Raw genomic sequence first — 24,181 nt, 5'->3', positions numbered from 1 at the left:
TCAATTCTTAGTGCTTGAATTCGTTACGCTATTTGGAATTTTCCCCTCGCAAGTTTCACTGTGAGGGGCAAGCTCGTTCTCTAACTGTTCGCTGACGATGCGGGAAGCCTTGACCCCGAGCCGTGCTCGATCGGCCTTCTTGGTATAGATCTCCGCCTGCTTCGAATTCGACCAGCCGAATTGGCTCATCAGTTCGTGCGCTGTCGCACCGCCATTCGCGGCCATGGTCGCCGCCAGTTTTCGAAGGCCGTGGGTGTTTTTTTCTAGTCCTGCTTTTCTGGAGGCTTCGCCAAACCAGTTCCCAAAACCCGGAACAGAGAACGGCTTACCGTAGTCCGTGACCAGGAAGTGCAGATCGCCGGTTTGCGTGGCCGCGATGATGTCGATCACCCGTTGCGGCAGCTCGACAGTGATTCGAGCTGACGTCTTGGCTGTCGTTATCGACAGTGCGCTGCCTCGGAGATGTTGCCGTCCAATCCGGACAAGGTCAGATCGTCTCAAGCCAGTGTGCATCGCGAGTTCCATCGCAAGCCTCTGCTTCGTGCCGATCGGCCACTTGATACAGAAGGCGCGAACGTCCTCGATCTCCCATGCAGGGAAGCCGTCGCCTTTAAGCTTGTAGCGGTCGGCGCCCTCTGCCGGGTTGCTCTTCATGTGCCCGTTCTTGACGGCCCATTTGCAAAGTGCGGACATGGATTTTAGATAGTTGTTCGCGGCGGCCGGCGTCTTGCCTCGATCTTCCATGCCGGCACGGACGGCCTTCTCTGTGATGAGAGAATATGACTTCATGCCGATCTTGCCGCCGCGACCGTCGGATTTCTCTTTGACGTGGAAGAAGATATTGCTTCGCTGCTTCCGGGTCGCTGGCTGAAGCCCTGCCCATTCTGCACTTTCCATATAGCGGGCGATCAACCACGCGATGGTGTTCGGCGCATCTCGATCTCTGATTTCGATGTCCGTGCCAGCCAAAGCCGCCTGGTAGGCCGCTCGAAATCTGGCGTTGTTTGGATCGGGCAGCCGGGTACGCGAGCCTTTCCCTATTCGGAAATAATAGACCCATGCGCCGTTGCGGTCTTTTTGCTTGCAGACGTAGAGCGGGAGTTTTCGAGGCATGAGATCATTCAAAGCCTGATCTCCTCCTGTTCGTCAACTGCGGCGGGCTTGGAGTGCTCCGGCGCAACCCAGTACACCCTGCCATCGATCTCTGTGCCAACTCGGACGCCTTCACTCTTGACGACCCTCGCCATGCGGCGCAACTCGCTCTCGGTGATGATTGCGCGGGCGGTCATGTCGCACCGCCCGATGGCTCCTGGGGCGTTGGCAAAGGGCGCACCTCTCCCGTCGCTCGGCCGTCTTCATCGAGTACGGCATATTGGCCGTCCGGGATCACGAAGGTTCGCCGCGTTCCATCGTTCGGTTGTTCCTGGGGCGGCAGGTTGCCGCCGAGCGTCGAATAGGCGGCGATGACGCCTAGCGCCTGGCCCTTCGCGTCATCAAGCGCGTTGTGCGCTGTGCCGACGTCGGGTTGCTTTGTGTTGGTCAAATCAAAGATCGTCCGGCAGTCGCGGTGCGTCCGAAAATGCCATGGCACGGGAAGGATGCACGCCCTGAAGGCTGCTTCGAGCAGCACGAGATCGAAGGATGGGGGTTTGGCCCATACTCGACTGGCGTCTGCACTTCGGACAAATTCCGCGAACTCAATCAGGACCGGCGCCAAATGGCGCTCGCCGCAGAAGGCCGCACGGCGCGCGTCTTCCGATTGCTTCATCCACCACATCATCGTTGCGACGTCAGTGGTCAGCCCGATTGAGACTGCGGTTTCAGGATCAATTGCCGAATAGAACTCGTCGCCCAACTGGCCGGTCTCGGCGTCAAACGTGACTGCGCCAATGCTCAAAATGACGCTTCCGGGGCGGCTGCCCAGCGTCTCGATGTCAATCATAAGATCGCGCATCAAAGCGTCTCCTGCTGTTCCGTTTGGGTCGCGGGCTGGACAGCATCGAGCAGCTCACGCCGATGGTGGGCATAGTGGGCCGCCGCCATCTCCGCTTCCTGCCACGCCTGAAGCAAGCGCTCGACGATCTGTTGACCTGCGTCTTCGTCCGCATCGCCCCATTCATCGTCTCGGAAGTTGATGGCCGTGTAGATCAGGTCCTGATCGTCCGGCTTCCACTCGGCATTCCGTTTCGGCCCAGCGAAGTTGGACCAATCCAGCTGCCGCACATTGCGCTCGCGCGGCGGGTCTACGTACAGTGCAACCGTCAAAGGCTGCGGCTCGGTGTAGATAAAGATTTTGCCCTGCACTCCGTCGCGCAGATGCTTAATGAAGGCGCTTGGGATATAGCCGATCGGTTTTGTCGGTTGGGGTGCGTCTGGATAGGTGAGCGCAATATATTCGCCCATCTCCGCGTAATCGGTCGTATCCCAAATCGCACCGATGCCGCCGCATTCGCTGCAGCCTATGCCAAGGTGGCACCTCATCAGATCGCTGTAAGATCCGGTTGCAACGCCCTCGTCAAGTTCATGGCAACCGCTGCATGACCGCCAGACGCCGTCGCCGTTTTCCAGTGCCCTCGAAACGCCGTCGAGTTCGATCGGCACCACATTCGGTTGGGGTGGCGGGGCTTCGACATGGCTCAAAAGCTCGTCCAGTTGCTTGCCGCAACTATGCTCCCGCATTTCCTGCTTCAGGTCGTTGGGTGTCATCTCCCAACGATCAAGGAGGTTTCCGATAAGTCGATCTCGGGTAGCGGTCATTGCTGCTGCCCTTTCTTCTCGCGAAGGACGGACGGCGACAGGATCGACCCGTTCATGGCCCGATAGGTCAGCGATCCGTTTTCGTGGTTGAAGGTGCAGTCCAAGAAAAGCTCCGAGCCTTCGGTCATGAAGCGCTCGATGTGCTCGGGGTTGGCGGCAAGGATGGAGACGATCAGGCCAGCCATCTCCATCGCCGGTTCGCCCGCTTGGAAGCCGACTGCGTTAGAGACTTGCGCGATCTTGGCAACTAGGTCCGCCGCCGTGTGGCCTAGCTTTCTGACCTGGGGTGGCGGGGCTTCAACGAGCGGAACGATGGTATGCCCGTCAGCCCGCCACGTATCCGCCTGCGCCTCGATGTCCGTCACGAAACGCCATCCGCCTTCCGTTTTCGGCACAGTCGCCCAGGCGAGCGGCTTCACATTGTTCTGGGTCGATGGGGGTTGGTCGGCCGCATTGGGAGTGGCGATGCGATATCGACCTTCAGGCAGAAAGTGCCCGTGATAGTGATGGTCGAGCAGCAGGTTAAGAACCTGCGCCTCCACATCTGCCTGGGGTGATGGGGTGGGCGACAAGAATGGTGCGGCGGCGTGAGCGTAGCGCAGCGCCTCGTCACGCTGCGGGGCGGCCGCTGGTTCATCCCAGGCAGGCCGTGCGCTGCCCATTGCGCCGTTGTGCGGCAACAGGTCAAAGATCGTGCGGGCCGCTTCTTCAATCCGGTTTGGTTGCTGACCTTTATGGGGGGTCATCGGTTTGCTCCGATCTGGATCTGTCCTTGCTGAAGGCTCTTGTTGTAGATTTCGACGAGGACCTTCGCGACGCTGGCGGTGGCGTCACCCCCGCCGATACTGCGCAGGGTTTCGGCGTCGCCCGTTAGGATCTTGCGATCCTTTCCCATCAGTTTTGCGGTCATTCGTGCTTCGTCGATGTGTTGGCGGTTGTTGCGATACAGCCGGGCCAGCGCTTGGATCATGATGGCGTGGAGGGCGCCGGTGTCCTTCGGCCATGCTGCAACTAGGGTCCGGCATGCTGAGACGACGGCGGCGTCGCCGTAGGTCTTGATCGACCGCTGCACGGCCGTAACAGCCGCAGTGCGGTTTGCCGCCGGCTTGATGCCGTGGCGCGCGATAACTTCGCAGCCCGCTTCCTCGAGCAGAGTGCAGACGGCCATCATATCCGGGTCACCTGCCTCAATGCCGGCATGATATTTTTCAACCGTGCTGATGGCAGTGCGGTTGACGTTGACGCCAAGGAATGCGCCTGCCTCATCGCGGGGCTGATCTAGCTCCACGATCGCCGCAGGCACTTCGATGATCGACGGATGCCGGCGCGCTGCCTCTACGCGGTGCTGGCCATCGAAACAGGTGAACGTGTCATCTGACTGGCGGACCAGCATGACGGAGCCGAAGTGCGCCCAGGTGAAATCGCTCAGGATCTGCGTGACGCGCTTTTCCTTTAGCTCGCGCTGATAGCTGTCGTCGATGCGGATCGCGGTGACCGGCACCCACGCCAGCTCGGGCGGTTCGCCAATCTCCATCTTTATGGCAGGCTTTGGCGCTGTCATTGGCTTCTCTCCCAGGATTCGAAATCCCGCACGAGATCGCGCCAACGGTTGGCGGCGGCGGGGTCGGTGTTGAGGACGGCTCGGGAGTTGATCCGGAGCATGAAATGAATGCGAGTTCGAATGCGTTCGTCGTTGGACACATCGACGCCGTGGCAGACGCTGAGGAACTGGCGGAACTTGCGTTCGCCGCAGCGCATGGCGCATTCGGCGGCGTAGTTCGCTGGCTTTTCCGGTGTGATCTTGGCCGGCCTGGCCGGCATGAACCGCTTCACGAGAGCGTCGTACATGCGCAGCAGAAAGAGCAAATCGTCAGGCGCGCTGATGGCCATCTCGCGGTTGTCGAGATTGGCGGCATCTTCGAGCCGATAGACACGCTCGCTGTCCGGGCCATCCGCTGCGGTCACAAACGTGCCGGTCTCGTCGGCCATCACCTTCCAGTCGGGCATGGCGGCGGCTACGCGACGGCGTATCGCATCCATGCGCTTCTGGTTCGGGGAGGGCGGCAAGACCGACATGCTCAGATCTTCTCCCTGACGATCTTCACTTTGTTGATCGGCTTTCCGGGGTGCCTGATAGACGCGCGCTTGCGCGCCTCGTCGGGGTCGCAGGCGGCGATATCGACAGGCGTGATCGTCTCGTCCTCGAAATGGACGCGGAAAGGGAGGATGGGCTGGGGCTCGACATCACGCATGGGCGGCCATCCTTTCAGGTGCCGGCGTCCAGGCCGGACGCGGGCGAAAGGCGCGACGCTGCTTTTCGAGATCGAACCATTCCTCCTGCAACTGCTCACGATCGACGCCGTGCGCGGCGGCGATCGCACAAAACTTTTCGTCAGGCGTGACGTAGCAAGCGAGCAGAGCGGCCAGCATGTTCTGATCGAGCCGCTTCATATGCGGGCCTCCGCACGCTCGTAGGCGGCGTGCCGCGCCATGCCGGCGGTTGCCAGCGGCACGGCTGCCATGAGAGCGAGGAAGAGGATTCCGAGCAGAGCGGCGACCATGCCGCGGCACGGCGACGGCGGGCGGCATAAATGGTTGGTGCCGGTGATGTCGGGGAGTTTGATCATCAGCGATAGCCTCCGGTGAACAGAGCGATGAGAGCGACCGCCACAACGACGATGACGGCAAGCGCGCCCGCGATGAGCGCCGCCTTGATGACGGCACGCATGCGGCGCTGGCGACGGCGGGTCTTTGCGACTTCGGGGTGAAAGACGACCTTGCCGCGCGTTGGGGAGCGGACGTCCATCAGCCGAGCCTCTTCGAGTCTTGTGACTGATCCGACCCGGCAAGCGTGACGCTCTCAATGCGGATGCGCTGATGACGACGCTGGACATAAAGCCGGGCGGCATCTTCATTCGGCGCAAGCACGTCGAACTGGACACCGCTCGCCGATGTCAGCCGGTAAGGATAGGTCTTGATCGAAGGCACAGTGCCGCTTTTGCGAAGCCGCATCGCGGTCGCATTGTCAGGCAATCGGGGCATGTTGGGAATCCTTCATCCGTTTCGGATGCCGCCCCACAGGAGGGCGGTCACCGAAAGCGGATCGTGGATCAGGCGGCGCGTCGGGCCGGGACGCGTGCGATCGTCTGGCGCTCGGTGCGCGCTTCGGCTTCGCGGGCCGCGGCGGCACCCAGGCGGTCGAGATCTGCTGGTGTGAAGTGCGCTTCCATCTGCGAGCGCGTGGCACAATGGCCGGCGGAAGCGTAGTGGATGAGCTTGTCGGCCATAGCGGACTTGAGTTCGGCGTCCGTTGCGGAAGTGCGGTATGTGGTCGGGGTCATGATGCGCTCCATCTGTTGTCGTGGGCAAGGCCTCGACGGTGGAGCGGCGCGGGACGCTAAACCTGTTTCTGCGCCGCTCCGGGTCCGGGGAGGTGAGCAGACGCTATGCGAAACTCATAATTTGGTCAACAGTTATTATGGAAAAGTCATACATCTGGCCTTCCGAATATGGTTGGTCCCGAATCAGAGGTTGATGAACTCAACAATTTAGTTCTTGTTATGTTCTCATTATTGAGTCAGTGTGCCTGATCCTTTACGGAGGCAGGTGGCGGAAGTGATCGTATATGAGAGGCGAAAAAAGTTAACACGCGGCGTGTCGATGGGCCGTCTAAAGGCCTTGGCTGCGGATCTCTCGCTCTACGAGATGCGTGAGATCGTCAAAAGAGATGCTACTCTGAAGATGATTTTGCTTTTGCCTGAGCCGGTGCTTGAGCAGGCCCTTGCTGTTGGTAAGGCGCTGCAAGCTTGCGCAGAACATCGGCATAGCTCTCCTGAAGATCAGGAGGAAGGCTATCAAAAGTAAGGAGGATCTCCCTGTACTTTGACGCCAAATCCTTCTGCGGCCCAACGCCGCTCATGAGCCATTCGAAGCGTACTTTGAATTTTTTGGCGTAAATCTCGCCTTTATCGGCACGGAAGCCTGAGCTTCCATTCTCATGACCTGCATATGTAGGATAAGGCACGCCAACGGCTGCCGCTGCCTGAACAGCAGTTTCAAAACCAGCGTCAATTCGCGCCCGCATCAATCGTTCGTGCAATTCCATGGTGTGACTATTTCATATTCTGATATGGGATACTCATTGACAATGATCTATGGAAAACTCATAGATTGGCGATGGAAGCCGAACTTGATGTCAGAAAGCTCCGCGACAAACTTCGCATGACGCAGGCCCAGCTCGCGTCGGAGATTGGCGTTGACCAGAGCACGGTCTCTTTATGGGAGACAGGTCATAGCAGGCCCCGTGGTCCAGCTTTGAAGCTTTTGACGTTCATTTCTTGCTCCAACGAGGTCGTTCTGGCCACCGGAGGCGCGGAATGAAGTTTTCGTTATCATCGGCTCAAGGCCCTCCGTAATTCTGATGGCAAACCTCTAAGCCGCCTCCGGGCGCGCTTCACCGAATCCTTATTCGATTTTTTTTCCTTGCCATTTTGCGGGGTGTTTTCGTGCGTCTGAAATCCGACCATTTGCGTGGCATCTCCGCTGAAGAAGTCCGCACCATCAAGAAGGCGACAGAGGCGGCCTACCGGCTGGCCGGTGGCGTGAGCGTGGTGACAACGCGTACGCGCGCGAGCATTAGCCAGCTTTCGAAGTACGCATCGACGAACGCTGAGAACGACGAAACGCTGATCCCGCTCGACATCGCCGTTGAAGTGGATCGTGCCGCCGGTTCACCGATTATCCTGACCGCGTATGGTGAGATCCTGGGCTTTCAACTCGTGGCTGCCGCGCCTGCTGAAGAGCTCGAAGGTGCGGTTACTGAAGCGGACGCACACATGATTGCCCGCAAAGCCATGGGTCTGGCGGAGGAGATCTTTTCAGCGCTGGAAGACAACGTGATCGACGCGCTGGAGAAGCGGACGATCATCGACAAGTGTCACCGTCTTAAGCGTCTAGTCCGCGACATGGTCAAGCGGCTGGGAGGCGCATGATGTCCTTTCCCTCAACGCTTGAGGTCGTCCTTGTCCCCGCCGCCCGCGCCTTCCTGCGAAAGCTCGATGGCGCGGGCGGTCGGCTTTTCATCGAGACGCCGGCCGATCGCGACAGCGTCCGCACGCTGCTGCCGCTCGGTCTTGTCGGACCATCCGGCCTGAACCGCCGCGCTATCGAAATCACCAACAAAGGCAGGGCCTATCTTGCGCGCCTGCGGGGAGCGCACTGATGAGCAAATACGACCCCTACACCCCTCGAAACCCGGCTGTTCCAGCTGACGAGGCGATGAGTGAACGCCGGGAGACGCGCGCAAAGGTCATCAGCGGCGGGCCGAACGTCGCGGCCGACCAGCTGCGCAGCTTCCTCGAGCGCATCGAGCGCTTGGAAGAGGAAAAGGCCGGCGTGGCCGACGACATCAAAGAGGTTTTCGCAGAAGCCAAGGGCACCGGCTTCGAGCCGAAAATCATGCGGGCCGTGCTGAAAATCCGCAAGCAGGACCCGAATGAGCGGATGGAATTCGAGACGATTCTCGACACGTACCTTGCCGCGCTCGGCATGATCGATAGAGGCGTCGATGGCTAAGCTGGTGTGGGAAAGCGAATTCTCGATCAAGACCGGAAGCGGCGATATGGCGACGGCGGTCCGGGTCGACGAGATCATCATCGGGCATCGTCTGCGCAGCGTCGACCAGGCCAAGGTCGATGCGCTCAAGGTGTCGATCGCGGATCTCGGTCTGCGCACGCCCATTTCTCTGTTCCTCGGGGGTGATGATCAACGCCAGATGTTTTTGGCGGCTGGCGCGCATCGGCTTGAAGCTGTCCGGCAGCTCGGCCGCGAATGGATCGCCGCCGTGGTGCGCGAGGAAGATGAGTTCGATGCCGAGTTGTGGGAGATCGACGAGAACCTTTGCCGGGCGGAACTGACGCCGGCGGACAGGGCACTGTTCGTTTTTCGTCGGAAAGAGCTTTACCTGATGAAGCACCCGGAGACGGCGCAGGGTGCAACTGGGCGCGGCGGCTATGAAAAAGGTGGCCAAGTTGGCCACCTTTCCGACGTGGATTCGAAAAGCTTCGCCACCGCAACGGCTGAAGCTACCGGTCAATCAGAGCGCGCTGTTCGTCGTGATTCCGAGCGTGGTGAGAAGATCTCGGAACAGGCGCTGCGCATGCTGCGCGGCACGCGGCACGACAAGGGCGTCGTACTTGATCGGCTCAAGAGCCTGCGGGCGGAAGAGCAGACAGTTTATGTCCGGGCCCTGTTCGAGGTCGATAAGGCGAAAGAGGCGGAAGCCAAGGAAATCCGCACCGAAAAGATGTCGACGAAGCGTGCGGTCCGGACAGGGCTCATCAACGCGATCGCGGCGCATGGGAAGGTGACGGCAGGCGAGATGCCGCGCGCGGCGTTTCCGATCGGCTACTGCGATTTCCCGTGGGAGCAGGAGGCTTGGAGCGAGGCTACGGGGCAAGACCGGGGCCTGATGTATCCGGCCATGTCCGTCGAGGACGGGCGTGCGCTCTGTGCCGGTGACCAGTCGCCCTTCACGCCGGATGCTCTGCTGTTCTTCTGGGTGACGACGAACCGCTTCGCGGACGGGCTCTCCATCGTTGAGGCGTGGGGCTTCCGATACGTGACGGCCATCACCTGGGACAAGGTGAACATCGGCATGGGCCGATGGGTGCGGGACCGGACGGAGCACCTGCTGATCTGCAAGCGGGGTGATTTCCCGGGCTTGGAAATGGGGACGCAGCCGGAGAGCCTCTACAGCGAGGTGAAGACGGAGCATAGCCGCAAGCCGATGTGGTTTGCGAAAGAGATCGACAGGCTGTTTCCCGACATGCGGAAGCTGGAGCTCTTCCAGCGCAAAGAAAGCCTTCACTTCGCGGATGTGCGCCATGGCCCGACCTGGTCGTTCTGGGGTTTCGAGGCTGGAGGGGTCGACAAACCGGACGCTGCGGCTAATCCAGTTGCGCCGGCGCCGGATGTGCCTGCGTCGAAACTGCCGCCCGGACCGGGAAAGAATGCGCCGGTGGAATTTACCGTTGGCGGCATGCGCAAGGGGTCCTTCGCGCGGTTCTCGGTGCATCTCAACGACGATGCGACCTATTCGATTGCGGCGGAATGCGAACTTGCCGGATTTCGGGGCGGGGCAAGCCCGCTCACCGGCACTATCGGCACATTCGAATCTGCCCTTCGTCATGGGTTGGCGGCGGTCGCTGGCCAGCTGCGGCCGGTGATCAGTGACGCCTCGACGGTTTGCACGTCCGGGCACAAGGCGGCGGCGCGGGCAGGGCTGAAATGGATCGAGGCGCGCATGGAAGAATGGGGGCTTGCGGCAAAGCCTCTGGCGGACACGCGACTGTCAGCTGCGGCAAGTAAGCCGCCAAAGGAACCGAAGCCGCCAAAAAAGCCAAAACCGCCGAAAGAGCCCAAATCGCCAAAACGATCCGAATTCGAGATCGAACGAGAGACGCAACGGGCATTGCGCGTGACCTATCGTGAGACCTTGCCGGCTGATGACGAAGGGCTGATCGGACGAGCATGGGAAGAATTGCGGACCTATGACCGCGCTGTTCGCGCTGGCGCGATCGGGGACATGAAGGATGCTGCGGACCGCATCAGGGCAATTTACGAACATGCCTTCGGGCTCGATCCTCTCCATTCCATGGGCGGCGGGCCTCCTGACGGGAACGGGCGGTTCAATTGCCTGCATGATGCAAGCACTTGGCTGAAGGACGCCTTGGCCGCGCCTGACGGCGATGTGCCGCTGTTCGGTCAGCCCGGGCGCTTTCTCATCGAGCTTTTCGGTTGCCGCGTCGATTTCAAGTATTCGGGGCTGTTCGGTTACAGCGGCGGCGATGCGCATGTGGTCGATCTCGACAAGCCGTTTTTCTCGGACACTGGCTATCGTTCCTTCATGGTGAGCCACCTTGATGGCGAAACGATCTCGGAAGGGCTCGATGTGCGGTCGTATCTGGAAAGCGTCTGCACGCTGCAATTCACGGAGGGCGGAAAGAAGAAGGTCAAGCTACACGACGGACCTTTCGGCTTGAATACCTCCGAAGACGGCCCGCGCGAAAGCTGGATCTTGCAGCGTCGGGAAACGGACCCTGCCTATCTGCCCGGCGGGTTCCTGTATGATGCTGCCAGCTCGACAGCGGCCGTCGCAAGCGAGGTGGCGGCATGAGCCATCTTCCTATCGTCGAGCTTCTTGCGGACGCGCAGGACGGCGCGGAGCGAGCGGCGTGGCTGCTGGCAGCGCCGGTCTGCATCCTTGTTCGCGAGATGATCTCCATACGCGCCATCCTGCGTTCCTGTGGCTGCCAGTGGGGCGTGGACGCGCTCGACATCGAGATCGCCTGTGGCAGCGCCCGGCGCGACCCAATGACCGGCGAGGTGCCTGCTGCGCTTCTCGCCGCACGCCGCAAGGCCCGCACGGGTTTGATCGATATCGCGCATGGGGATGCGCAGAGGGCATCTGCATCATGAGTTTCGACGCCACCAACTGGGCGATCAAGCAGCGCGGGCTAAGGCCTGCGGCTAAGATTGTGCTCTGGCACCTGTGTGACCGCTTCCATCCCGACCACGGGTGCTTTCCGAGCCAGGATACGCTTGCCGAGGACTGCGAGCTGCCACGCTCGACATTGAACGTGCACCTGAACGATCTCGAAGCGGCGGGGCTGATTGCGCGTGAGCAGCGTCGCAGCAAGGGCACGCGGCGGCAGGAATCCACCCGGTATCGGTTCCCGTTCGAACCCGGATTCGAGCGGCAAAATGCGGAAAAGCCGGGTCCAGAAACTGGACACGGGTCTGATGAAGCCGTGTCCAGAAATCAGCCCGAGCCGTGTCCAGAAAATGGCGAAAGCCGTGTCCAGAATCTGGACAGTAACCCTGTAAGGGAACCAGTAAGAGAACCAGTAAATTTGAGAGAGGGCGGGCGCGAGGCATCGGAAAAGAACGAACAGCCTTTGAGCGATGCGAAAAAGGCGGAGGCTGCGTTCTGGAGGCTGGTGAAGAACTGGCCCGGCTTCGACGGCATGCCGAAAGAGCCGGCACTCGTCGTCTGGATGAAGCTGACCGATGACGAGCGCGAGCAGGCTACCGTGCGGTTCCCGGCTTGGCTGGCCATGCTCAAGGCGCAGAAGAAATCGCATGTGCCTGCGCCTTCTACCTATTTTCGGGAAAAGCTCTGGACGGCTGCGCCTGACCCGGTTGAGGCGGCCAAGCCGAAGTCGGCGGTTGCGGGCCCTTTCGGCAAGCTCTGGATGGCAACACGCTTCGCAGAACTCATGCTGCCACATGCGACAAACATCCCCGGGCCCACCGGCTTCGAGCAGGCGCAGATCCGAGCTGGGAAGCTGACGCTGGCCCAGGTCAGGGAGCAGAAGCTCATTCGGTTCGGATGGCCAGCTGTCAACGCGATGCACGAGAGTGCAGCCGACAGGCGCCCTACGCATTGCCCTCTGGCGCTGGAAGAGGCTGCTTCCGACTTCCGTCAGGTCCATCGGGATAGCCCGCTCTTTGACGCATGGATGGCGGAGCATCAGCGGCGTGGATGGCCCACGCTTGACCGCAGGCGCGTTGCGGAATGGATCTACTTCCCATCCGTGGAAGATGGTGAAGCGCCCGCTGCTGGCCTTGAGCGCTTCGTGGATGCGATCTCGGATTACCTCACCACTCGGAGACAGGGCGATGAACATGCAGCATAGGAACGGTGAGTTTGACAAAGCGCAGGCAATCGAGATCCGTCCGTATGCCGAGTTCAAGCAAGAAAAGGCACGGCGTGAGAACCGAATCAGGATCTCACAGCTCGCGTCGGCCAGTCGGAGAATCGCCGAGGATTACCCCGATCTGGCTGCATGGTTGTGCTTCAGACTGCGGAGCCGTTGTGAATTTGCTGTGGAAGAGGCACTGTTGTCTGAAGACGTGCATGCCCTTGTCCCGAGGCGAAAAGGCGAAGAAACAAGACGAAGGGGCAGGGTTATCCCTGCGCCGACGCTGCCCGTTCTCCCCGGATATGTCCTCGTTCGGTGTGTCCCAAGCGCTTCCGCCATCCAAGGCGTGCTGCACTTCGATAGCCAAAAACGTATCTCGGGTGTGATCGGTGGAGGTGGGCATGTTCACCGTGTTCCTGACAGATTGATGAGCAAATTCATACAGAAGGCTGATCATGGTGCTTACGATCATCGTGACCCTGATCCGGTTCGCTATGTCGTTGGAGAGACGGTTCTTGTGACTGAAGGACCATTCTCTCGGTTTCACGGCGTTGTTCTTGCGCAAGATGTGGATCGCAACAGGATCAGGGTTGAAGTGAGGATCTTTAACGGTTGCACGCCGATGGAATTAGATGTTGCAGACGTCGAGAAAGTGTGAGTATCAATTCGCCCACGGACGATCCTATGATCCTGATTGTGAGCCCTAGAGCCGATGGCAATGCGACCAGAGGCGAGTGAAGCGAAAGCTTCCGGGTCGGTACACCGGTAGGACCCAGCCCTGAAAGCCTCATAAGAGGCATCGATTCAGGGCCAGTGCGAAAGCTATGACCAGACGATGAGGCGGCCAAGAGGTCGCCTTTTGTGTTCTAGAAGTATGCGCCTTCGCTCCATTAAGTCATCCATCCGCCAGATCGACGCCCGCGCTGTCAAGCCAAAGCCAAAGACGGCGGACGCCTTCTACCTGTCTCCGGAATGGCGGTTGCTGATGAGCCGCCTGATCGCTGAGCGAGGCCGGCGGTGCGAAGAGGTGGGGTGCGGTCGGATCAACACTCGGATCTTCGGCGACCACATCGTTGAGGTGAAAGATGGCGGACCGTTGCTCGATCCCTCGAACATCAGGCTTCTCTGCGGCTCGTGCCATACGACTAAGACCTTGGCGCAGCGTGCCAAGCGGATGGCGGAGCGGTTCTGATGGGTGAGCAGATGGATCAGGCCAAGGCTTTCATCGATGCACTGCCAGACGGCGATGTCATCGTTGTCACAGCCACCAACGACATCGCCCGCTGGCTGGCCAATGGCATCCGAGAAAGACGTGGGCCCGCAGTCGCGCGCAGGTGCAAGGTGATCGGTATTCTGAGGCGGTCGTCCACCGCCAAACTGATCGGTCGGCGCGGGACAGTAATCCTCGAAGACAGCTTCATCAGTCATGCCCGGCCCGAGGTCAGGGCCGAGGTCGAGGGTCTTATGCAGGGCATCAACGCGATGTCCGGATCGGAGGGGCGGACCTGACCGGACTGTGGCAGATGCGCCACAGGGGGTAGGGGGTCGAAAGTCCACAGGGTCCTAGGGCCCCAACCGCTTGGGTGCGAGCGAGAGGTTTTTTTTCTATGCCTGCTGTTTTTGACCTCTTCGGCGATGAGGTTCCCGAAGGCTGGGGAAAGCGGGGTCGCCCGCCTCATCTGGTCGATGACAAAAAGCGTTGCAAAGTCAGACTGTTGCTCGCGATGGGCCGGAAGGAAGCGGAGATCGCTGCCGCCCTCGGCATCACAGAGCCGACTTTACGCAAACATTATTTTCGTGAGCTGGCCTGCCGACAAACGGCGCGCTTCCAGTTGGAGGGTACGGTGCTCTTGCGGCTCTACGAGGAGGTCGAGGCCGGCAACGTGGCGGCGATTAAGGAGCTGGGCAAGAAGATCGACAAGGCTGCGATTGCCGACAGCGATTTCGCCCGCCGTGTCGCCGAGCAGAGCCAGCCGAAGAAGGCAGTGAAGCTGGGCAAGAAGGAGCAGGCCCTGCAGGACGCTCGCACGCCGGATACCGCAACGCCGCTCGGCCGCCTGATGGCGATGCGGACAACCGACAGCGACAAGCTGAACTGACATGAGCGTTCATGTCCGCCAGCCCGTCGGATGGGATCTGAGTTGCGTCGACTGGGAGGACCGGATCCGCAACGGTCAATCCCTGATCCCGGATCTGCCCTTGTTCGAGGAAGAGGCGGACTTGGCCGTCGAGATCTTCGACGAGCTTCGCCTGCCGGATGTCATCGGCCAGCCAAAGATGCGCGACGCCTGCGGGCCATGGTTCCGCGGCATCGTCCGGGCGGCCTTCGGCTGCTACGACCCGGTCGAGCATATCCGCATGATCCGCGAGATCTTTGTGCTTGTGCCGAAGGGGCAGTCGAAGACGACTTACAGCGGCGGCCTGATCATCGTCGCCATGCTGATGAACCGCCGGCACAATGCCGAGATGCTGTTCATCGGGCCGACGCAGTCTGTGTCCGACCGTGCCTTTCTGCAGGCTGCCGGCATGATTCAGGCGGCGCCAGAACTCTACGGCGGCCCCGGTCGGTCTGGACGCTTCCATATCGTTTGGCACGAGAAGCGGATTGAGGATCTTCTGAACGGCTCGATGATGAAGGTGAAAACTTTTGCGCTGGACATTCTGACGGGCTCCATGCCCGTTGTCGTCCTGCTCGACGAGCTTCATCTGCTCGGACGCAACCCGCATGCGGCGCAGGTCATGCGCCAGATCCGCGGCGGCCTGGAGAAAAATGCCGAAGGCCTGCTGATCATCATCACGACGCAGAGCGTTGCGGCGCCCGCCGGCGTGTTCCGCGACGAGTTGATCACGGCGCGCAAGATCCGCAACGGCGACTACCGGGGGAAGCTGATCCGGGCAATGTTGCCGATCCTCTATGAGTTCCCGGATGATATCGCCACTGACCCGTTCAAGTGGCAGGACCCAGCGAACTGGGGGATGGTCATGCCGAACCTCGGGCGGTCAATGCGTCTTCACAGTCTGGTTCTCGACTGGGAAGGCGAGCGGGTCAAGGGCGAGCGTGATATTCGCAACTGGGCGAGCCAACATCTGAACATCGAGATCGGCATCGGCATCAAGACCGATGCATGGCCGGGGGCGGAGTTCTGGGATCGACGGGCGGATGCGACCCTCACGATGAAGACGCTGATGGAGCGTTCGGAAGTCATCGTGGTCGGCATCGACGGTGGAGGGCTCGACGACTTGTTCGGGTTTGCAGCACTCGGTCGCGAGAAGGAAACGAGGCGCTGGCTCAGCGTGTCGCGCGCATGGTGTCATGAGGGTGTGCTCGATCGGCGCCAGTCGATTGCCTCGACCCTTCTGGATTTCAAGGCGGATGGTGACCTGACCATCGTCGACGACGAGCTGAAGGACGTCAGCGAGATCATCGAGATCATCGAAGAAATTAACGAGGCCGGGCTGCTCGCCTGCGTCGCGATCGACAACGAGGGTCCGTACGGTGAGTTCGTTGAGGAGCTTGCTAAGATTGGCATCACGCCGGAGGGCGGCCAGATCGAGGGCGTCGGGCAGGGCTACAAGCTAATGAACGCCATCAAGACCACGGAGCGAAAGCTGGCCAACGGCACGTTCGTGCATTCGGCCAGCCGCATGATGGATTGGTGCATTGGCAACATCAAGATCGAGCCTACCGCCACCGCGATCCGGGCCACGAAGCAGAACGCTGGCGACGCCAAGATCGACCCGGCCATGGCGCTCTTTGATGCCGTCACGGTCATGATTACCAACCCCGAGGCGGCCGGCCGGTCCGTCTATGAAGAACGTGGATTGAGGGTAGCCTGATGACAGAAGACACCAAGGCCGTTTCATCGTCGATCAAGATTGATCGCCAGACCGGCCGCGAGATCATCGGCATCTGCGGCGCCGCCCTGTCGGGCTACGGCGCCTGGCTGCATTACCCACCAGCCGGGTTCATGGTCGCTGGCGGTATCCTTGTCGGCCTTGCCGTTCTCGGCACTGTACGCGGCGGACGCTAAGCATGGGTCTGTTCTCGGCGATGCTCGGAGGCGTGCGCGCTTCGTCCGACAGCAAGCCGCCGCCGGCCGACGACGATCGTTGGTACGATGGTGGCGGCGTGTCCAGTATGAGCCTGTCCGGTCGCCGCGTGACCGAAGACGGCGCGATGCGTGTGTCGGCCGCTTACGCTTGCATCGGTCTTTTGTCGAAGACCGTCGCGACGCTTCCGCTGCGAATGTATCAGCGCGACCCTGTGACGAAGAAACGTTCGGAGGCTCCATCGCACCCGCTGAACGATCTTTTGGAGTATCAGCCGAACCACTGGCAGTCGGCATGGGACTTCAAGGCCATGATGATGGGGCATCTCGCACTGCGAGGGAATGCCTATTCCGAGATCCTCTCTGGGCCGCGCGGTTTTGCCAACAGCCTCGAGCCGATCCACCCCGATCGCGTGCATGTCGAGCGGCTGAGTGACCAGAGCATTCGCTATCTGGTCGCCGATCCCATCAAGGGAAACAGGATCCTGCTGCAAGACGAGATTCTGCATCTCCGGTCGCATATGGCACCCGGCGGGCTGGTTGGCGTGAGCCCGGTTGCCTATGCAAGGGAAACCATCGGCCTGGCGCTTGCAGCCGAAGAGCACGGTGCTCGCCTGTTCTCCAACGGGGCACGCCCCTCCGGCGTCGTGACCGTTGAAAAGCAGATGAGCGACGCGGCGTTCGAGCGGTTCAAGTCGCAGTGGAATGCGAACTTCTCCGGGTTGGGCAATGCCAGCAAGACGCCGATCCTCGAGCAGGGTGCCAAATTCGAAAGCATCAGCCTCGATTCCGAGGAAGCGCAGTTTTTGCAGACCCGTGAATTCCAGATCGAGGAAATTGCGCGCTGGTTCGATGTGCCGCTCGTCCTGTTGCACCACATGACCAAGACGAGCTCTTGGGGCACTGGCGTCGAAGCCATCATGCTGGCGTTCGTGCGCAACAATCTGATGCCGTGGCTGAGTTGCTGGACGGGCGCGATCCGCCGCGACCTCATTCTCGCGCCGAACATCTACGAGGCCGCTTTCGATGTTGAGCCTTTGATCGCGGGGGACTCCAAAGCGCAGGCGGATTTCTTCTCGCGCCTTGTGCTCAACGGTATTCTCACCCGCAATGAGGCGCGTGAGGCACTGGGGTACAATCCGCTGGATGGCCTTGATGAACCGTTGGTCCCGACTAACACCACAACGCCCGACAATATGCCGAACCACCAGCCCGACGACACGGCCAGCGCCCTGATCGGTCATAACGGCGGCCCTTCAATCTCTGACATTGCCCCGGAGCCTGATGATGACAATTAGATTTCCCCACCTTCACGCCGCCATCGTCCAGCACCCCTGGGCAATCACACCCGACCGGCTTCAAGCGATTGCGGAAGTCGTGGAGCGACGTGCCGAGGGCATCCGTCTGTCGCCCAGCGAGATCGCAGCACTGAAGGGTGAGCGTGAGCCGAACGGCGTTGCGACGCTGTTCAGCGCAACCTCACTGGATCAAGTGGCCATCGTTGGTCGGGGTGAGGGCGGAGCGCCAGCGCCGGTCGCTTCTGTGATAGCCGTCATTTCCGTGTTCGGCATCATCGCCCAGCACGCATCCGAGGTCGACGACATCAGCGGGCCGGGCGGAACGTCGACCGAGCGCGTGATGCGGAGCTTCCGCAACGCAATGGGCGATGCTTCGGTTAAGGCCATCGTGCTGCGCTTCAATAGCCCTGGCGGAAACGTCCATGGCGTGCAGGTTTTGGCAAACGAGATCTTCAAGGCGCGGGGGCAGAAGCCAATCATCGCTCAGGTGGACAGCCTTGCAGCGTCAGCGGCCTACTGGATCGCGTCGGCCTGCGACGAGATCGTCGTGACGCCCGGAGGTCAGGTCGGTTCGATCGGCGTCTACGGCTTGCATCGTGATGTTTCGAAGGCTGCCGAAGCGCAAGGGGTGAAGTTCACCTTCATCTCGGCCGGCAAGTACAAGGTCGAAGGCAACCAGTACGAGCCGCTGACGGATGAGGCGACGCAGGCGCTGCAAGCGCAGATCGACGACTATTATCGCGACTTCACGACGGACGTTGCGCGCGGTCGGGGCGTCAAGGTTGCTGACGTCGTCGGTGGTTTCGGAGAGGGGCGCGTCGAAAAGGACAAGGTTGCCGTCAAGCTCGGCATGGCCGACCGGGTTGCCACGCTCGACGAGACGTTGCGCCGGGTCGCCTCCATGAAAACGACGTCTGGCCCTCGCGCAGATCATGACACCATCCTGCATGCAACGGCCGGGACGACCGAACTGGAAGAACCTACCGCTGCCCCGGATATTCCTCCATCTGAGCCGCCGGAAGGCGATAGCCCCCTCGATGCGGCTGCTCCGTCTTCAACTGAGAGCGATAGAGATGCATTCCGGCGCCGGCGCCATGCCCATCGGTCGCGAAACGGCTGATACCGCGCGGCCCTGACACGATTGGCCGCATCCAACCGACATTTCTTCAGCGCCCCACGATCGCCGGGACAGTGGGCTGACTTCCTGCGCCCCATTCGCCCGGTTCTCTCATCAACGGAGCATGTACATGACAATCAAAGTTCTTCGCCAGAAGCGTGCCGATCTCGTCAAGGAGGCGCAGAGCGCTTTCGATCTGGCGGCGTCGGAAAACCGCGGCCTGACCGATCAGGAGGCAACTCGCGACGACGCGATCTCTGCCGAGCTGACCGCTCTCGACGATCAGATCGTTCGCGCCGAACGCCAGATGGAGCGTCAACGCTCCGTCGGCAGTGTGATCGACCCGAACGAAAACGCAGATCGCAACAATGCCCAGGGGCGGGAAGGGGCACGGTTCTCCTCGCTCGGAGAACAGATGCTTGCGATTGCCGGTGCAGCCAACCCCGATCGTCGCGGCAATGCCGACCCCCGGCTGATCTTTGCGGGCCCGACCGGTATGTCGGAGGGCGTTGCGGCTGATGGCGGCTTCCTCGTGCAGACCGATTTCTCCAACGAACTGCTGCAGAACACCTACGAAGGCGGCGAAATCGCCAGTCGTGTGCGTCGCATTCCCATCGGCCCGAACTCCAACGGCATTCACATGAATGGCGTCGATGAAACGAGCCGGGCGAATGGTTCGCGTTGGGGTGGCATCCAGTCATTCTGGACCGCCGAAGCCGGCCTGAAGCGTGACAGCACGCCGAAGTTCCGTCGCATCAAGATGGAGCTCGATAAGCTCACCGGCCTCTGCTACGCGACCGACGAGCTTCTGCAGGATTCCACGGCGCTCGAATCGTGGCTGCGCCAGGCCTTCGCCGACGAGTTCCTGTTCAAGATCGAAGATGCGATCATCAACGGTACCGGCGCCGGCATGCCGCTCGGCTTCCTCAACGGCGGTTCGATGATCACCGTCCCGAAGGAAGCCGGCCAGCTGGCTGGCACCATCGTCGCCGAAAACATCCTGAAGATGTGGGCCCGCATGCCGGCCCGGTCGCGCAAGAATGCCGTCTGGGTCATCAACCAGGACGTCGAGCCGCAGCTCTATCAGTTCGTGATCAAGGTGAAGAATGCGGCCGGCACGGAGAATGTCGGCGGCATTGCGGCTCCTGCCATCATGTTCACGCCACCCGGCGCGAACGGCAGCCAGTATGCGACCCTGATGGGCCGCCCGATCATTCCCGTCGAGTACGCCGCAACGCTCGGCACGGCTGGCGACATCATGCTGGTCGACCTGTCGCAGTACCTCGCCATCGACAAGGGTCCGACGCAGTTCGCGTCGTCCATCCATGTCCGCTTCATCTACGACGAAACGTGCTTCCGCTTCGTCTACCGGTTCAACGGCCAGCCCATCTGGTCGAACCCGATGACGCCCTACAAGGGCACGGCCACCCAGAGCCCGTTCATCACGCTTGAAACCCGCGCGTAACACGAGGCGCCGGGTTTCGCCCGGCACTTCGGCCTCCACTAGATCGTCATAGGAGACGAATGAAATGACCAAGTTTACATTTCCCCAGCAGATGAAGCTGGTCGAAGCCCTTGCGCCGGCGGCCGATGCTGCCGGCCGCGCTTCGGATATCATCAGCCTCAAGAGCTGCGGCAAGGCCTACGTCAAGGTGCACCTTGCACAGGGCAACGCTGCGACCGTTGCCCTTGCCATCATGCAGGCAACGGACGTGGCGGGCACGGGCGCCAAGGCTCTGGTCAACGCCGTGCCGATCTGGGCGAACCTCGACACGTCGCTGAGCGACACGCTGATCCGCCGCGGTGACGCGGTGAGCTACACCACGGACGCGGCAGTGAAGAACAAGCAGGTGATCTTCGAGGTCGATCCTGCGCAGCTCGACATCGCCAACGGCTTCGACTGCATCTTCCTGACCACCGGCGCTTCGAATGCCGCGAACATCACCCAGGCCGAGTTCATCCTGGTCGATCTTCGCTACCAGCAGGCAACGCCGCCCTCCGCCATCATCAACTGATTGCTGACGCGCCGCCGCTCGTCGGCGGTGCCTTGCTCCAGCAGAAGGATCCCCCATGTTCGTTCGCCAACTGATCGGCCGCGAAGCCGGCAAAATCATTACCCTTCCGTATTCCGCCGCGACGTCGAGCATCGCCATGGGCACGTGCGTCGCTGCCACGGATGAGGAAATCGCAGAGGCCGGCCTTCTTGAGGTCGAAGTGTTTCGCCATCCGTCCCCGGAAGAAATGCCGCGCGGGTTGCAGGCGATACCCTCTCTTGGCGGTGGCTTCGATGTCGTCGATGCTGGCGGCGTCATCCTCAACGAGGGGTTTCTTCCGAACCTCCCAGCGGCGAGGTCCTTCGCCGTTGATCTGATCGCGGCGCAGAGCACGACTGATGCGGACGCGTCGGAACTTGCGGAGCCGGAGACGCCGGAGCTGATCGATTTCGAGAAGCTGACGCGCGGCGAGCTTGAGGCTCTTGCCGCCGATCGGGGCATCGATGTTGCCGGCGCACGGACCAAGGCCGACGTCGTTGCGGCACTTCAGGCTGCGCTCAAGGCCGCGTCCGAGGCGCAGGCCTGATGCGGGGCATCCTACAAATCGTCACGCCGGCGACCGAACTTGCGCTTCTGACGCCGGAAGAGCGCCGCGTTGCGGCTGGTCTGCGCACGACGGACGTTTCTCAGGATGCGCTGCTTGAGGCGATGGACCTGCGTGTCGCTGCGGCGATTTGCGCGGAATGTAACATTGCGGTTGCAGCGGGGTCTGCGCCCACTCTGCTGCAGGAAACTTTGAGAGAAACGTTTCGCGGCATTCGCGGCGAAGATCTGCTGCTTGCGCGACGTCACGAGGTAGAGATCGTCTCGCTTGATGTGAGCGGATCAGTGTTGACCGCGAGCGACCACTACGTCGACCCGGAGGCTGGGATCGTGCGCCGCCTCTACGACGATCGCGTCGTATCCTGGGGCTCCGGAAAGCTTGTCGTCACGTACAAGGCCGGTTTCGCAGAGGTGCCGGCGGACCTCAAGATGGCCGCGCTCGACTTTTTCCGCTTCGCATGGCTGGAGCGCGCACGTGATCCCTCGCTAAAGAGCGAGGAAATCGACGTCCCGGACGTGATGCGCACGAAACGAGATTATTGGGTCGGGGCGATTCCTGGCCGCGCCGGTGAAGCTGCTGTTCCGCCCGTAGTTGCGGGGCAGCTGATCCGGTATCGCAACCTGTTGGGTCCGTGATGTTCACAGCACAAGAAGCGGTTGCCCAGCTGGATAAGGATTTGGCGCTGACAGGCGAAACGGTATCTCTCTATCGCTACGATGGCAGCCCGCGAGCCAAAATGCATGAGGTATCGGTCAATGCTTTCGTCCGGCCGGTGAAAAACGATGAACTCGTTGGTGATATCAAGCTAACCGATCTGGTGGTTATCGTCAGCCCGACAGGTTTGGATGGCCTTGTCCCCCTCAAAAAGGGCGATAAGGCCCTCGTAGAGGGGCGCGAGCTTAACATCGAGATCCCAAAGCCAATCCGGATGCAGAGTGCCTTGGTTCGCTACACACTGTTGGTGCGTGGCTGATGGCTCGCTTTGACGCGTTTGACCGTGAGTTGCAGCTTGCGACAGCGGATCTTGATCCAGAGCAGATCAGTAAGGCGCTGGCCGTCTTTGCCCGGCAGGAACTTCACAAGGCGCAGAACGCGGGCGCGAGCAAGGTCTATGACATCTACGTCAATGGCCGCGCCGCATCGTCCGAGGATGAGGTCGTCGCGCCTGGTCCGATCATCTACGAATTTGCGCTGTGGGAGCCGGTCATCACCTTCGTGCTCGACCGTCTTCGCCAGCGTGCGCCATCGCGCTCAGGACGGTTCAGGGATTCGTTCATCGTCTTGGCTGATCAAGTGCCGGTGACGAACTTCGACGCTATCAGCGGCCGCGCTGAGGTCGTGATCACGAATTTTCAGCCGTATGTCCGCAAGGCAGAGACGGGACAGCTCAGCACCAAGCGCTTTGCCATCTTCGACGGCGCAAAACGTGATGCTGCTCGCCGGTTCGGCAACGAGGGCCGGAATACGCCGGCTGCCTTCCAGTTCGAGACGAAGTGGCTCGATATCCGCGCGGGCGTCCACCCGCAAATGCCATACGTCCTCAAGCGCGAGGGCACCCGCAAAGACCGGCAGAAGGGCATGCCGATCACCTATCCCTCTGTCGTCATGAACATGGTGTTCTGAATGTCCAGCCTCAGTGCCTACGACCTGATCATGGCTCGCCTCACCGAATGGACGGAGACGCCGGTTTCCGAGGAAAACGACGGCTTTGATACGCCGGATGTACCGGCGCCGTTCGTATACGTCGAGGTCGTTGGTGACTTGCTCGAGCAGCAGACCGTCGGCGCACCCGGCAACAATCTCTGGATGGAGTCCGGGGTCATCTATCTGCACGTGATGACGCCGAACGATGCCGGCAGCCGCCAAGCGCGGGGCATTGCCGAGCGCCTGACGATGCTCTTCCGCGAGCGTCCGCTTGAAGACCTTCACCCTCGCCAGATGTCGATCGGCGCCGGCGACCCCGGCCGCACGTTCGGGAATTACTACGCCATGACGGCCACGATCACGTGGGACCGTCAGGATTACACGAGCGCGTAACCGCAGTTGATGGGTTGGATTGTCCAGCCTGGTGTCAAGCGCAGTATGTCTAAGGAGATAGACAGATGAAAACGCAGCCTAGCCTATCAAAGTCTCAGACCGCAGAAGAGGCCGACGCAGCAACCCTTTCAGAAGCTGCATCGTGCTCGTCTACTCAGACCAGCAAAATAGCGAGCGTGCCTGATATGGACTTCGTTCTCTTCGATCCTCGGACTGACGATTTCCAGACCTTCAAATTCAGCGCTTAGATTTCCTCTATCGCTTTGTCGACATTCTTGAGCATGCCTGGAGGCATCGAAATCACGAAAAGCGCCTTTCCGAACCCTAACCGCAGTCGCTGCTCGCCACTTTGTTTGTCGGTCTCGACGGATACTGCATCGGGATAAAGGATAGCGCCCCCGGTGGGGGTGTTGTCCCCGAGCTCAGCCGCCTTTTGCTGCATCTTGTGCAGCATCACGGATATGAACGCGCTTGCTTTGTCAGCCGGCAGTTCCTCGGTCTGACCGTTTATCTCGATACGTATGCCGCCGGCCGGCTGTGAACTTGCTTCAATCATTTCGACTCCTTTCGATTGCGCGTCGAAAACAAACCATGGGTTTATCAGCGAGTCGAGGCGCTCCC

The 24,181-nt window shown here is 60.8% G+C and carries 36 protein-coding genes; 21 read left to right on the top strand and 15 right to left on the bottom strand.

What is annotated here, in order from left to right; genetic code table 11:
* From BSG19_RS02915 to BSG19_RS25650, 14 genes are all read right to left on the bottom strand, one after another.
* Positions 1-1,125, bottom strand: coding sequence for a tyrosine-type recombinase/integrase (locus BSG19_RS02915; RefSeq protein ID WP_092984674.1), 1,125 nt, complete (start codon positions 1,123-1,125; stop codon positions 1-3).
* Positions 1,122-1,289, bottom strand: coding sequence for a hypothetical protein (locus BSG19_RS25960; protein WP_170865840.1), 168 nt, complete (start codon positions 1,287-1,289; stop codon positions 1,122-1,124). Before BSG19_RS25960 ends, BSG19_RS02915 begins: the two co-directional genes overlap by 4 nt.
* Positions 1,286-1,954: a 3'-5' exonuclease gene (locus tag BSG19_RS02910; RefSeq protein WP_092984672.1), complete on the bottom strand. Its 669-nt coding sequence runs from the start codon at positions 1,952-1,954 to the stop codon at positions 1,286-1,288. Before BSG19_RS02910 ends, BSG19_RS25960 begins: the two co-directional genes overlap by 4 nt.
* Complete coding sequence (locus tag BSG19_RS02905) at positions 1,954-2,757, bottom strand: hypothetical protein (RefSeq protein WP_139274721.1); 804 nt, start codon at positions 2,755-2,757, stop codon at positions 1,954-1,956. The genes BSG19_RS02910 and BSG19_RS02905 overlap by 1 nt, the downstream gene beginning before the upstream one ends.
* A complete protein-coding gene (locus BSG19_RS26310) occupies positions 2,754-3,503 on the bottom strand; it encodes a hypothetical protein (RefSeq protein ID WP_244529067.1) in 750 nt (249 codons plus the stop codon). The genes BSG19_RS02905 and BSG19_RS26310 overlap by 4 nt, the downstream gene beginning before the upstream one ends.
* Positions 3,500-4,318 carry a DUF6551 family protein gene (locus tag BSG19_RS02895; protein ID WP_092984668.1) on the bottom strand — a complete coding sequence of 273 codons (819 nt, stop codon included), beginning with the start codon at positions 4,316-4,318 and terminating at the stop codon, positions 3,500-3,502. Before BSG19_RS02895 ends, BSG19_RS26310 begins: the two co-directional genes overlap by 4 nt.
* Positions 4,315-4,746 (bottom strand): hypothetical protein, encoded by a 432-nt coding sequence (locus BSG19_RS02890; protein ID WP_139274720.1) that lies wholly within the window; start codon positions 4,744-4,746, stop codon positions 4,315-4,317. Before BSG19_RS02890 ends, BSG19_RS02895 begins: the two co-directional genes overlap by 4 nt.
* 89 nt (positions 4,747-4,835) lie before the next feature.
* Positions 4,836-5,009, bottom strand: coding sequence for a hypothetical protein (locus BSG19_RS25955; protein ID WP_170865839.1), 174 nt, complete (start codon positions 5,007-5,009; stop codon positions 4,836-4,838).
* The gene (locus BSG19_RS02885) at positions 5,002-5,208 is read right to left on the bottom strand and encodes a hypothetical protein (RefSeq protein WP_092984664.1); all 207 of its coding nucleotides are present in this window, start codon (positions 5,206-5,208) and stop codon (positions 5,002-5,004) included. Before BSG19_RS02885 ends, BSG19_RS25955 begins: the two co-directional genes overlap by 8 nt.
* Entirely contained in the window at positions 5,205-5,384 is a 180-nt protein-coding gene (locus BSG19_RS02880; protein WP_092984662.1) for a hypothetical protein, read from the bottom strand. The genes BSG19_RS02885 and BSG19_RS02880 overlap by 4 nt, the downstream gene beginning before the upstream one ends.
* Positions 5,384-5,563 (bottom strand): hypothetical protein, encoded by a 180-nt coding sequence (locus tag BSG19_RS02875; RefSeq protein WP_092984660.1) that lies wholly within the window; start codon positions 5,561-5,563, stop codon positions 5,384-5,386. The genes BSG19_RS02880 and BSG19_RS02875 overlap by 1 nt, the downstream gene beginning before the upstream one ends.
* Positions 5,563-5,799 carry a hypothetical protein gene (locus BSG19_RS02870; protein WP_139274719.1) on the bottom strand — a complete coding sequence of 79 codons (237 nt, stop codon included), beginning with the start codon at positions 5,797-5,799 and terminating at the stop codon, positions 5,563-5,565. The genes BSG19_RS02875 and BSG19_RS02870 overlap by 1 nt, the downstream gene beginning before the upstream one ends.
* 68 nt (positions 5,800-5,867) lie before the next feature.
* Entirely contained in the window at positions 5,868-6,098 is a 231-nt protein-coding gene (locus BSG19_RS02865) for a hypothetical protein (RefSeq protein WP_139274718.1), read from the bottom strand.
* A gap of 389 nt (positions 6,099-6,487) precedes the next feature.
* The gene (locus BSG19_RS25650; RefSeq protein WP_139274717.1) at positions 6,488-6,862 is read right to left on the bottom strand and encodes a hypothetical protein; all 375 of its coding nucleotides are present in this window, start codon (positions 6,860-6,862) and stop codon (positions 6,488-6,490) included.
* Positions 6,863-7,262: 400 nt separating this feature from the next.
* On the opposite strand from BSG19_RS25650, the gene BSG19_RS02850 reads away from it, so the two are divergent.
* From BSG19_RS02850 to BSG19_RS02750, 21 genes are all read left to right on the top strand, one after another.
* The gene (locus BSG19_RS02850) at positions 7,263-7,748 is read left to right on the top strand and encodes a hypothetical protein (protein WP_139274715.1); all 486 of its coding nucleotides are present in this window, start codon (positions 7,263-7,265) and stop codon (positions 7,746-7,748) included.
* Positions 7,745-7,978: a hypothetical protein gene (locus BSG19_RS02845; protein ID WP_170865838.1), complete on the top strand. Its 234-nt coding sequence runs from the start codon at positions 7,745-7,747 to the stop codon at positions 7,976-7,978. The genes BSG19_RS02850 and BSG19_RS02845 overlap by 4 nt, the downstream gene beginning before the upstream one ends.
* 56 nt (positions 7,979-8,034) lie before the next feature.
* Entirely contained in the window at positions 8,035-8,331 is a 297-nt protein-coding gene (locus tag BSG19_RS02840) for a DUF2312 domain-containing protein (RefSeq protein ID WP_170865870.1), read from the top strand.
* The gene (locus BSG19_RS26250; RefSeq protein WP_092984644.1) at positions 8,324-10,933 is read left to right on the top strand and encodes an MT-A70 family methyltransferase; all 2,610 of its coding nucleotides are present in this window, start codon (positions 8,324-8,326) and stop codon (positions 10,931-10,933) included. The genes BSG19_RS02840 and BSG19_RS26250 overlap by 8 nt, the downstream gene beginning before the upstream one ends.
* Positions 10,930-11,235 carry a hypothetical protein gene (locus BSG19_RS02830; protein ID WP_092984642.1) on the top strand — a complete coding sequence of 102 codons (306 nt, stop codon included), beginning with the start codon at positions 10,930-10,932 and terminating at the stop codon, positions 11,233-11,235. The genes BSG19_RS26250 and BSG19_RS02830 overlap by 4 nt, the downstream gene beginning before the upstream one ends.
* The gene (locus BSG19_RS02825) at positions 11,232-12,455 is read left to right on the top strand and encodes a helix-turn-helix domain-containing protein (RefSeq protein ID WP_092984640.1); all 1,224 of its coding nucleotides are present in this window, start codon (positions 11,232-11,234) and stop codon (positions 12,453-12,455) included. The genes BSG19_RS02830 and BSG19_RS02825 overlap by 4 nt, the downstream gene beginning before the upstream one ends.
* Positions 12,439-13,119: a transcription termination/antitermination protein NusG gene (locus BSG19_RS02820; protein ID WP_170865837.1), complete on the top strand. Its 681-nt coding sequence runs from the start codon at positions 12,439-12,441 to the stop codon at positions 13,117-13,119. Before BSG19_RS02825 ends, BSG19_RS02820 begins: the two co-directional genes overlap by 17 nt.
* A gap of 327 nt (positions 13,120-13,446) precedes the next feature.
* On the top strand, positions 13,447-13,653 hold the full coding sequence (locus BSG19_RS02815; RefSeq protein WP_244529066.1) for an HNH endonuclease signature motif containing protein: 207 nt from the start codon (positions 13,447-13,449) through the stop codon (positions 13,651-13,653).
* Positions 13,653-13,970, top strand: a complete 318-nt coding sequence (locus BSG19_RS02810; RefSeq protein ID WP_092984634.1) for a hypothetical protein — start codon at positions 13,653-13,655, stop codon at positions 13,968-13,970. The genes BSG19_RS02815 and BSG19_RS02810 overlap by 1 nt, the downstream gene beginning before the upstream one ends.
* A gap of 98 nt (positions 13,971-14,068) precedes the next feature.
* Complete coding sequence (locus BSG19_RS02805; protein WP_092984632.1) at positions 14,069-14,560, top strand: helix-turn-helix domain-containing protein; 492 nt, start codon at positions 14,069-14,071, stop codon at positions 14,558-14,560.
* Position 14,561: 1 nt separating this feature from the next.
* Entirely contained in the window at positions 14,562-16,298 is a 1,737-nt protein-coding gene (locus tag BSG19_RS02800) for a terminase large subunit (RefSeq protein ID WP_092984630.1), read from the top strand.
* Positions 16,298-16,492, top strand: a complete 195-nt coding sequence (locus tag BSG19_RS02795) for a hypothetical protein (protein WP_092984628.1) — start codon at positions 16,298-16,300, stop codon at positions 16,490-16,492. Before BSG19_RS02800 ends, BSG19_RS02795 begins: the two co-directional genes overlap by 1 nt.
* Positions 16,493-16,494: 2 nt before the next feature.
* Positions 16,495-17,808: a phage portal protein gene (locus BSG19_RS02790; RefSeq protein ID WP_092984626.1), complete on the top strand. Its 1,314-nt coding sequence runs from the start codon at positions 16,495-16,497 to the stop codon at positions 17,806-17,808.
* Positions 17,795-18,928: a S49 family peptidase gene (locus BSG19_RS02785; RefSeq protein WP_244529065.1), complete on the top strand. Its 1,134-nt coding sequence runs from the start codon at positions 17,795-17,797 to the stop codon at positions 18,926-18,928. Before BSG19_RS02790 ends, BSG19_RS02785 begins: the two co-directional genes overlap by 14 nt.
* A gap of 127 nt (positions 18,929-19,055) precedes the next feature.
* Positions 19,056-20,390 carry a phage major capsid protein gene (locus tag BSG19_RS02780; RefSeq protein ID WP_092984622.1) on the top strand — a complete coding sequence of 445 codons (1,335 nt, stop codon included), beginning with the start codon at positions 19,056-19,058 and terminating at the stop codon, positions 20,388-20,390.
* A gap of 64 nt (positions 20,391-20,454) precedes the next feature.
* Complete coding sequence (locus BSG19_RS02775; RefSeq protein ID WP_092984620.1) at positions 20,455-20,940, top strand: hypothetical protein; 486 nt, start codon at positions 20,455-20,457, stop codon at positions 20,938-20,940.
* Positions 20,941-20,995: 55 nt separating this feature from the next.
* Entirely contained in the window at positions 20,996-21,505 is a 510-nt protein-coding gene (locus BSG19_RS02770; protein WP_092984618.1) for a hypothetical protein, read from the top strand.
* Positions 21,505-22,158, top strand: a complete 654-nt coding sequence (locus tag BSG19_RS02765) for a hypothetical protein (RefSeq protein WP_092984616.1) — start codon at positions 21,505-21,507, stop codon at positions 22,156-22,158. The genes BSG19_RS02770 and BSG19_RS02765 overlap by 1 nt, the downstream gene beginning before the upstream one ends.
* On the top strand, positions 22,158-22,496 hold the full coding sequence (locus BSG19_RS02760; protein ID WP_092984614.1) for a hypothetical protein: 339 nt from the start codon (positions 22,158-22,160) through the stop codon (positions 22,494-22,496). Before BSG19_RS02765 ends, BSG19_RS02760 begins: the two co-directional genes overlap by 1 nt.
* On the top strand, positions 22,496-23,146 hold the full coding sequence (locus BSG19_RS02755) for a hypothetical protein (RefSeq protein ID WP_092984612.1): 651 nt from the start codon (positions 22,496-22,498) through the stop codon (positions 23,144-23,146). Before BSG19_RS02760 ends, BSG19_RS02755 begins: the two co-directional genes overlap by 1 nt.
* A complete protein-coding gene (locus BSG19_RS02750) occupies positions 23,147-23,560 on the top strand; it encodes a hypothetical protein (protein WP_092984610.1) in 414 nt (137 codons plus the stop codon). It abuts the gene before it with no gap.
* Positions 23,561-23,804: 244 nt separating this feature from the next.
* Here the strand turns inward: BSG19_RS02750 and BSG19_RS02740 are convergent, their stop codons facing one another.
* Complete coding sequence (locus BSG19_RS02740; protein ID WP_092984606.1) at positions 23,805-24,116, bottom strand: hypothetical protein; 312 nt, start codon at positions 24,114-24,116, stop codon at positions 23,805-23,807.
* Positions 24,117-24,181 lie beyond the last annotated feature (65 nt).

It is taken from the genome of Rhizobium sp. NFR03 (assembly GCF_900111275.1).
GTDB lineage: Bacteria > Pseudomonadota > Alphaproteobacteria > Rhizobiales > Rhizobiaceae > Ferranicluibacter.
This window is presented reverse-complemented; position numbering and strand designations above follow the sequence as displayed.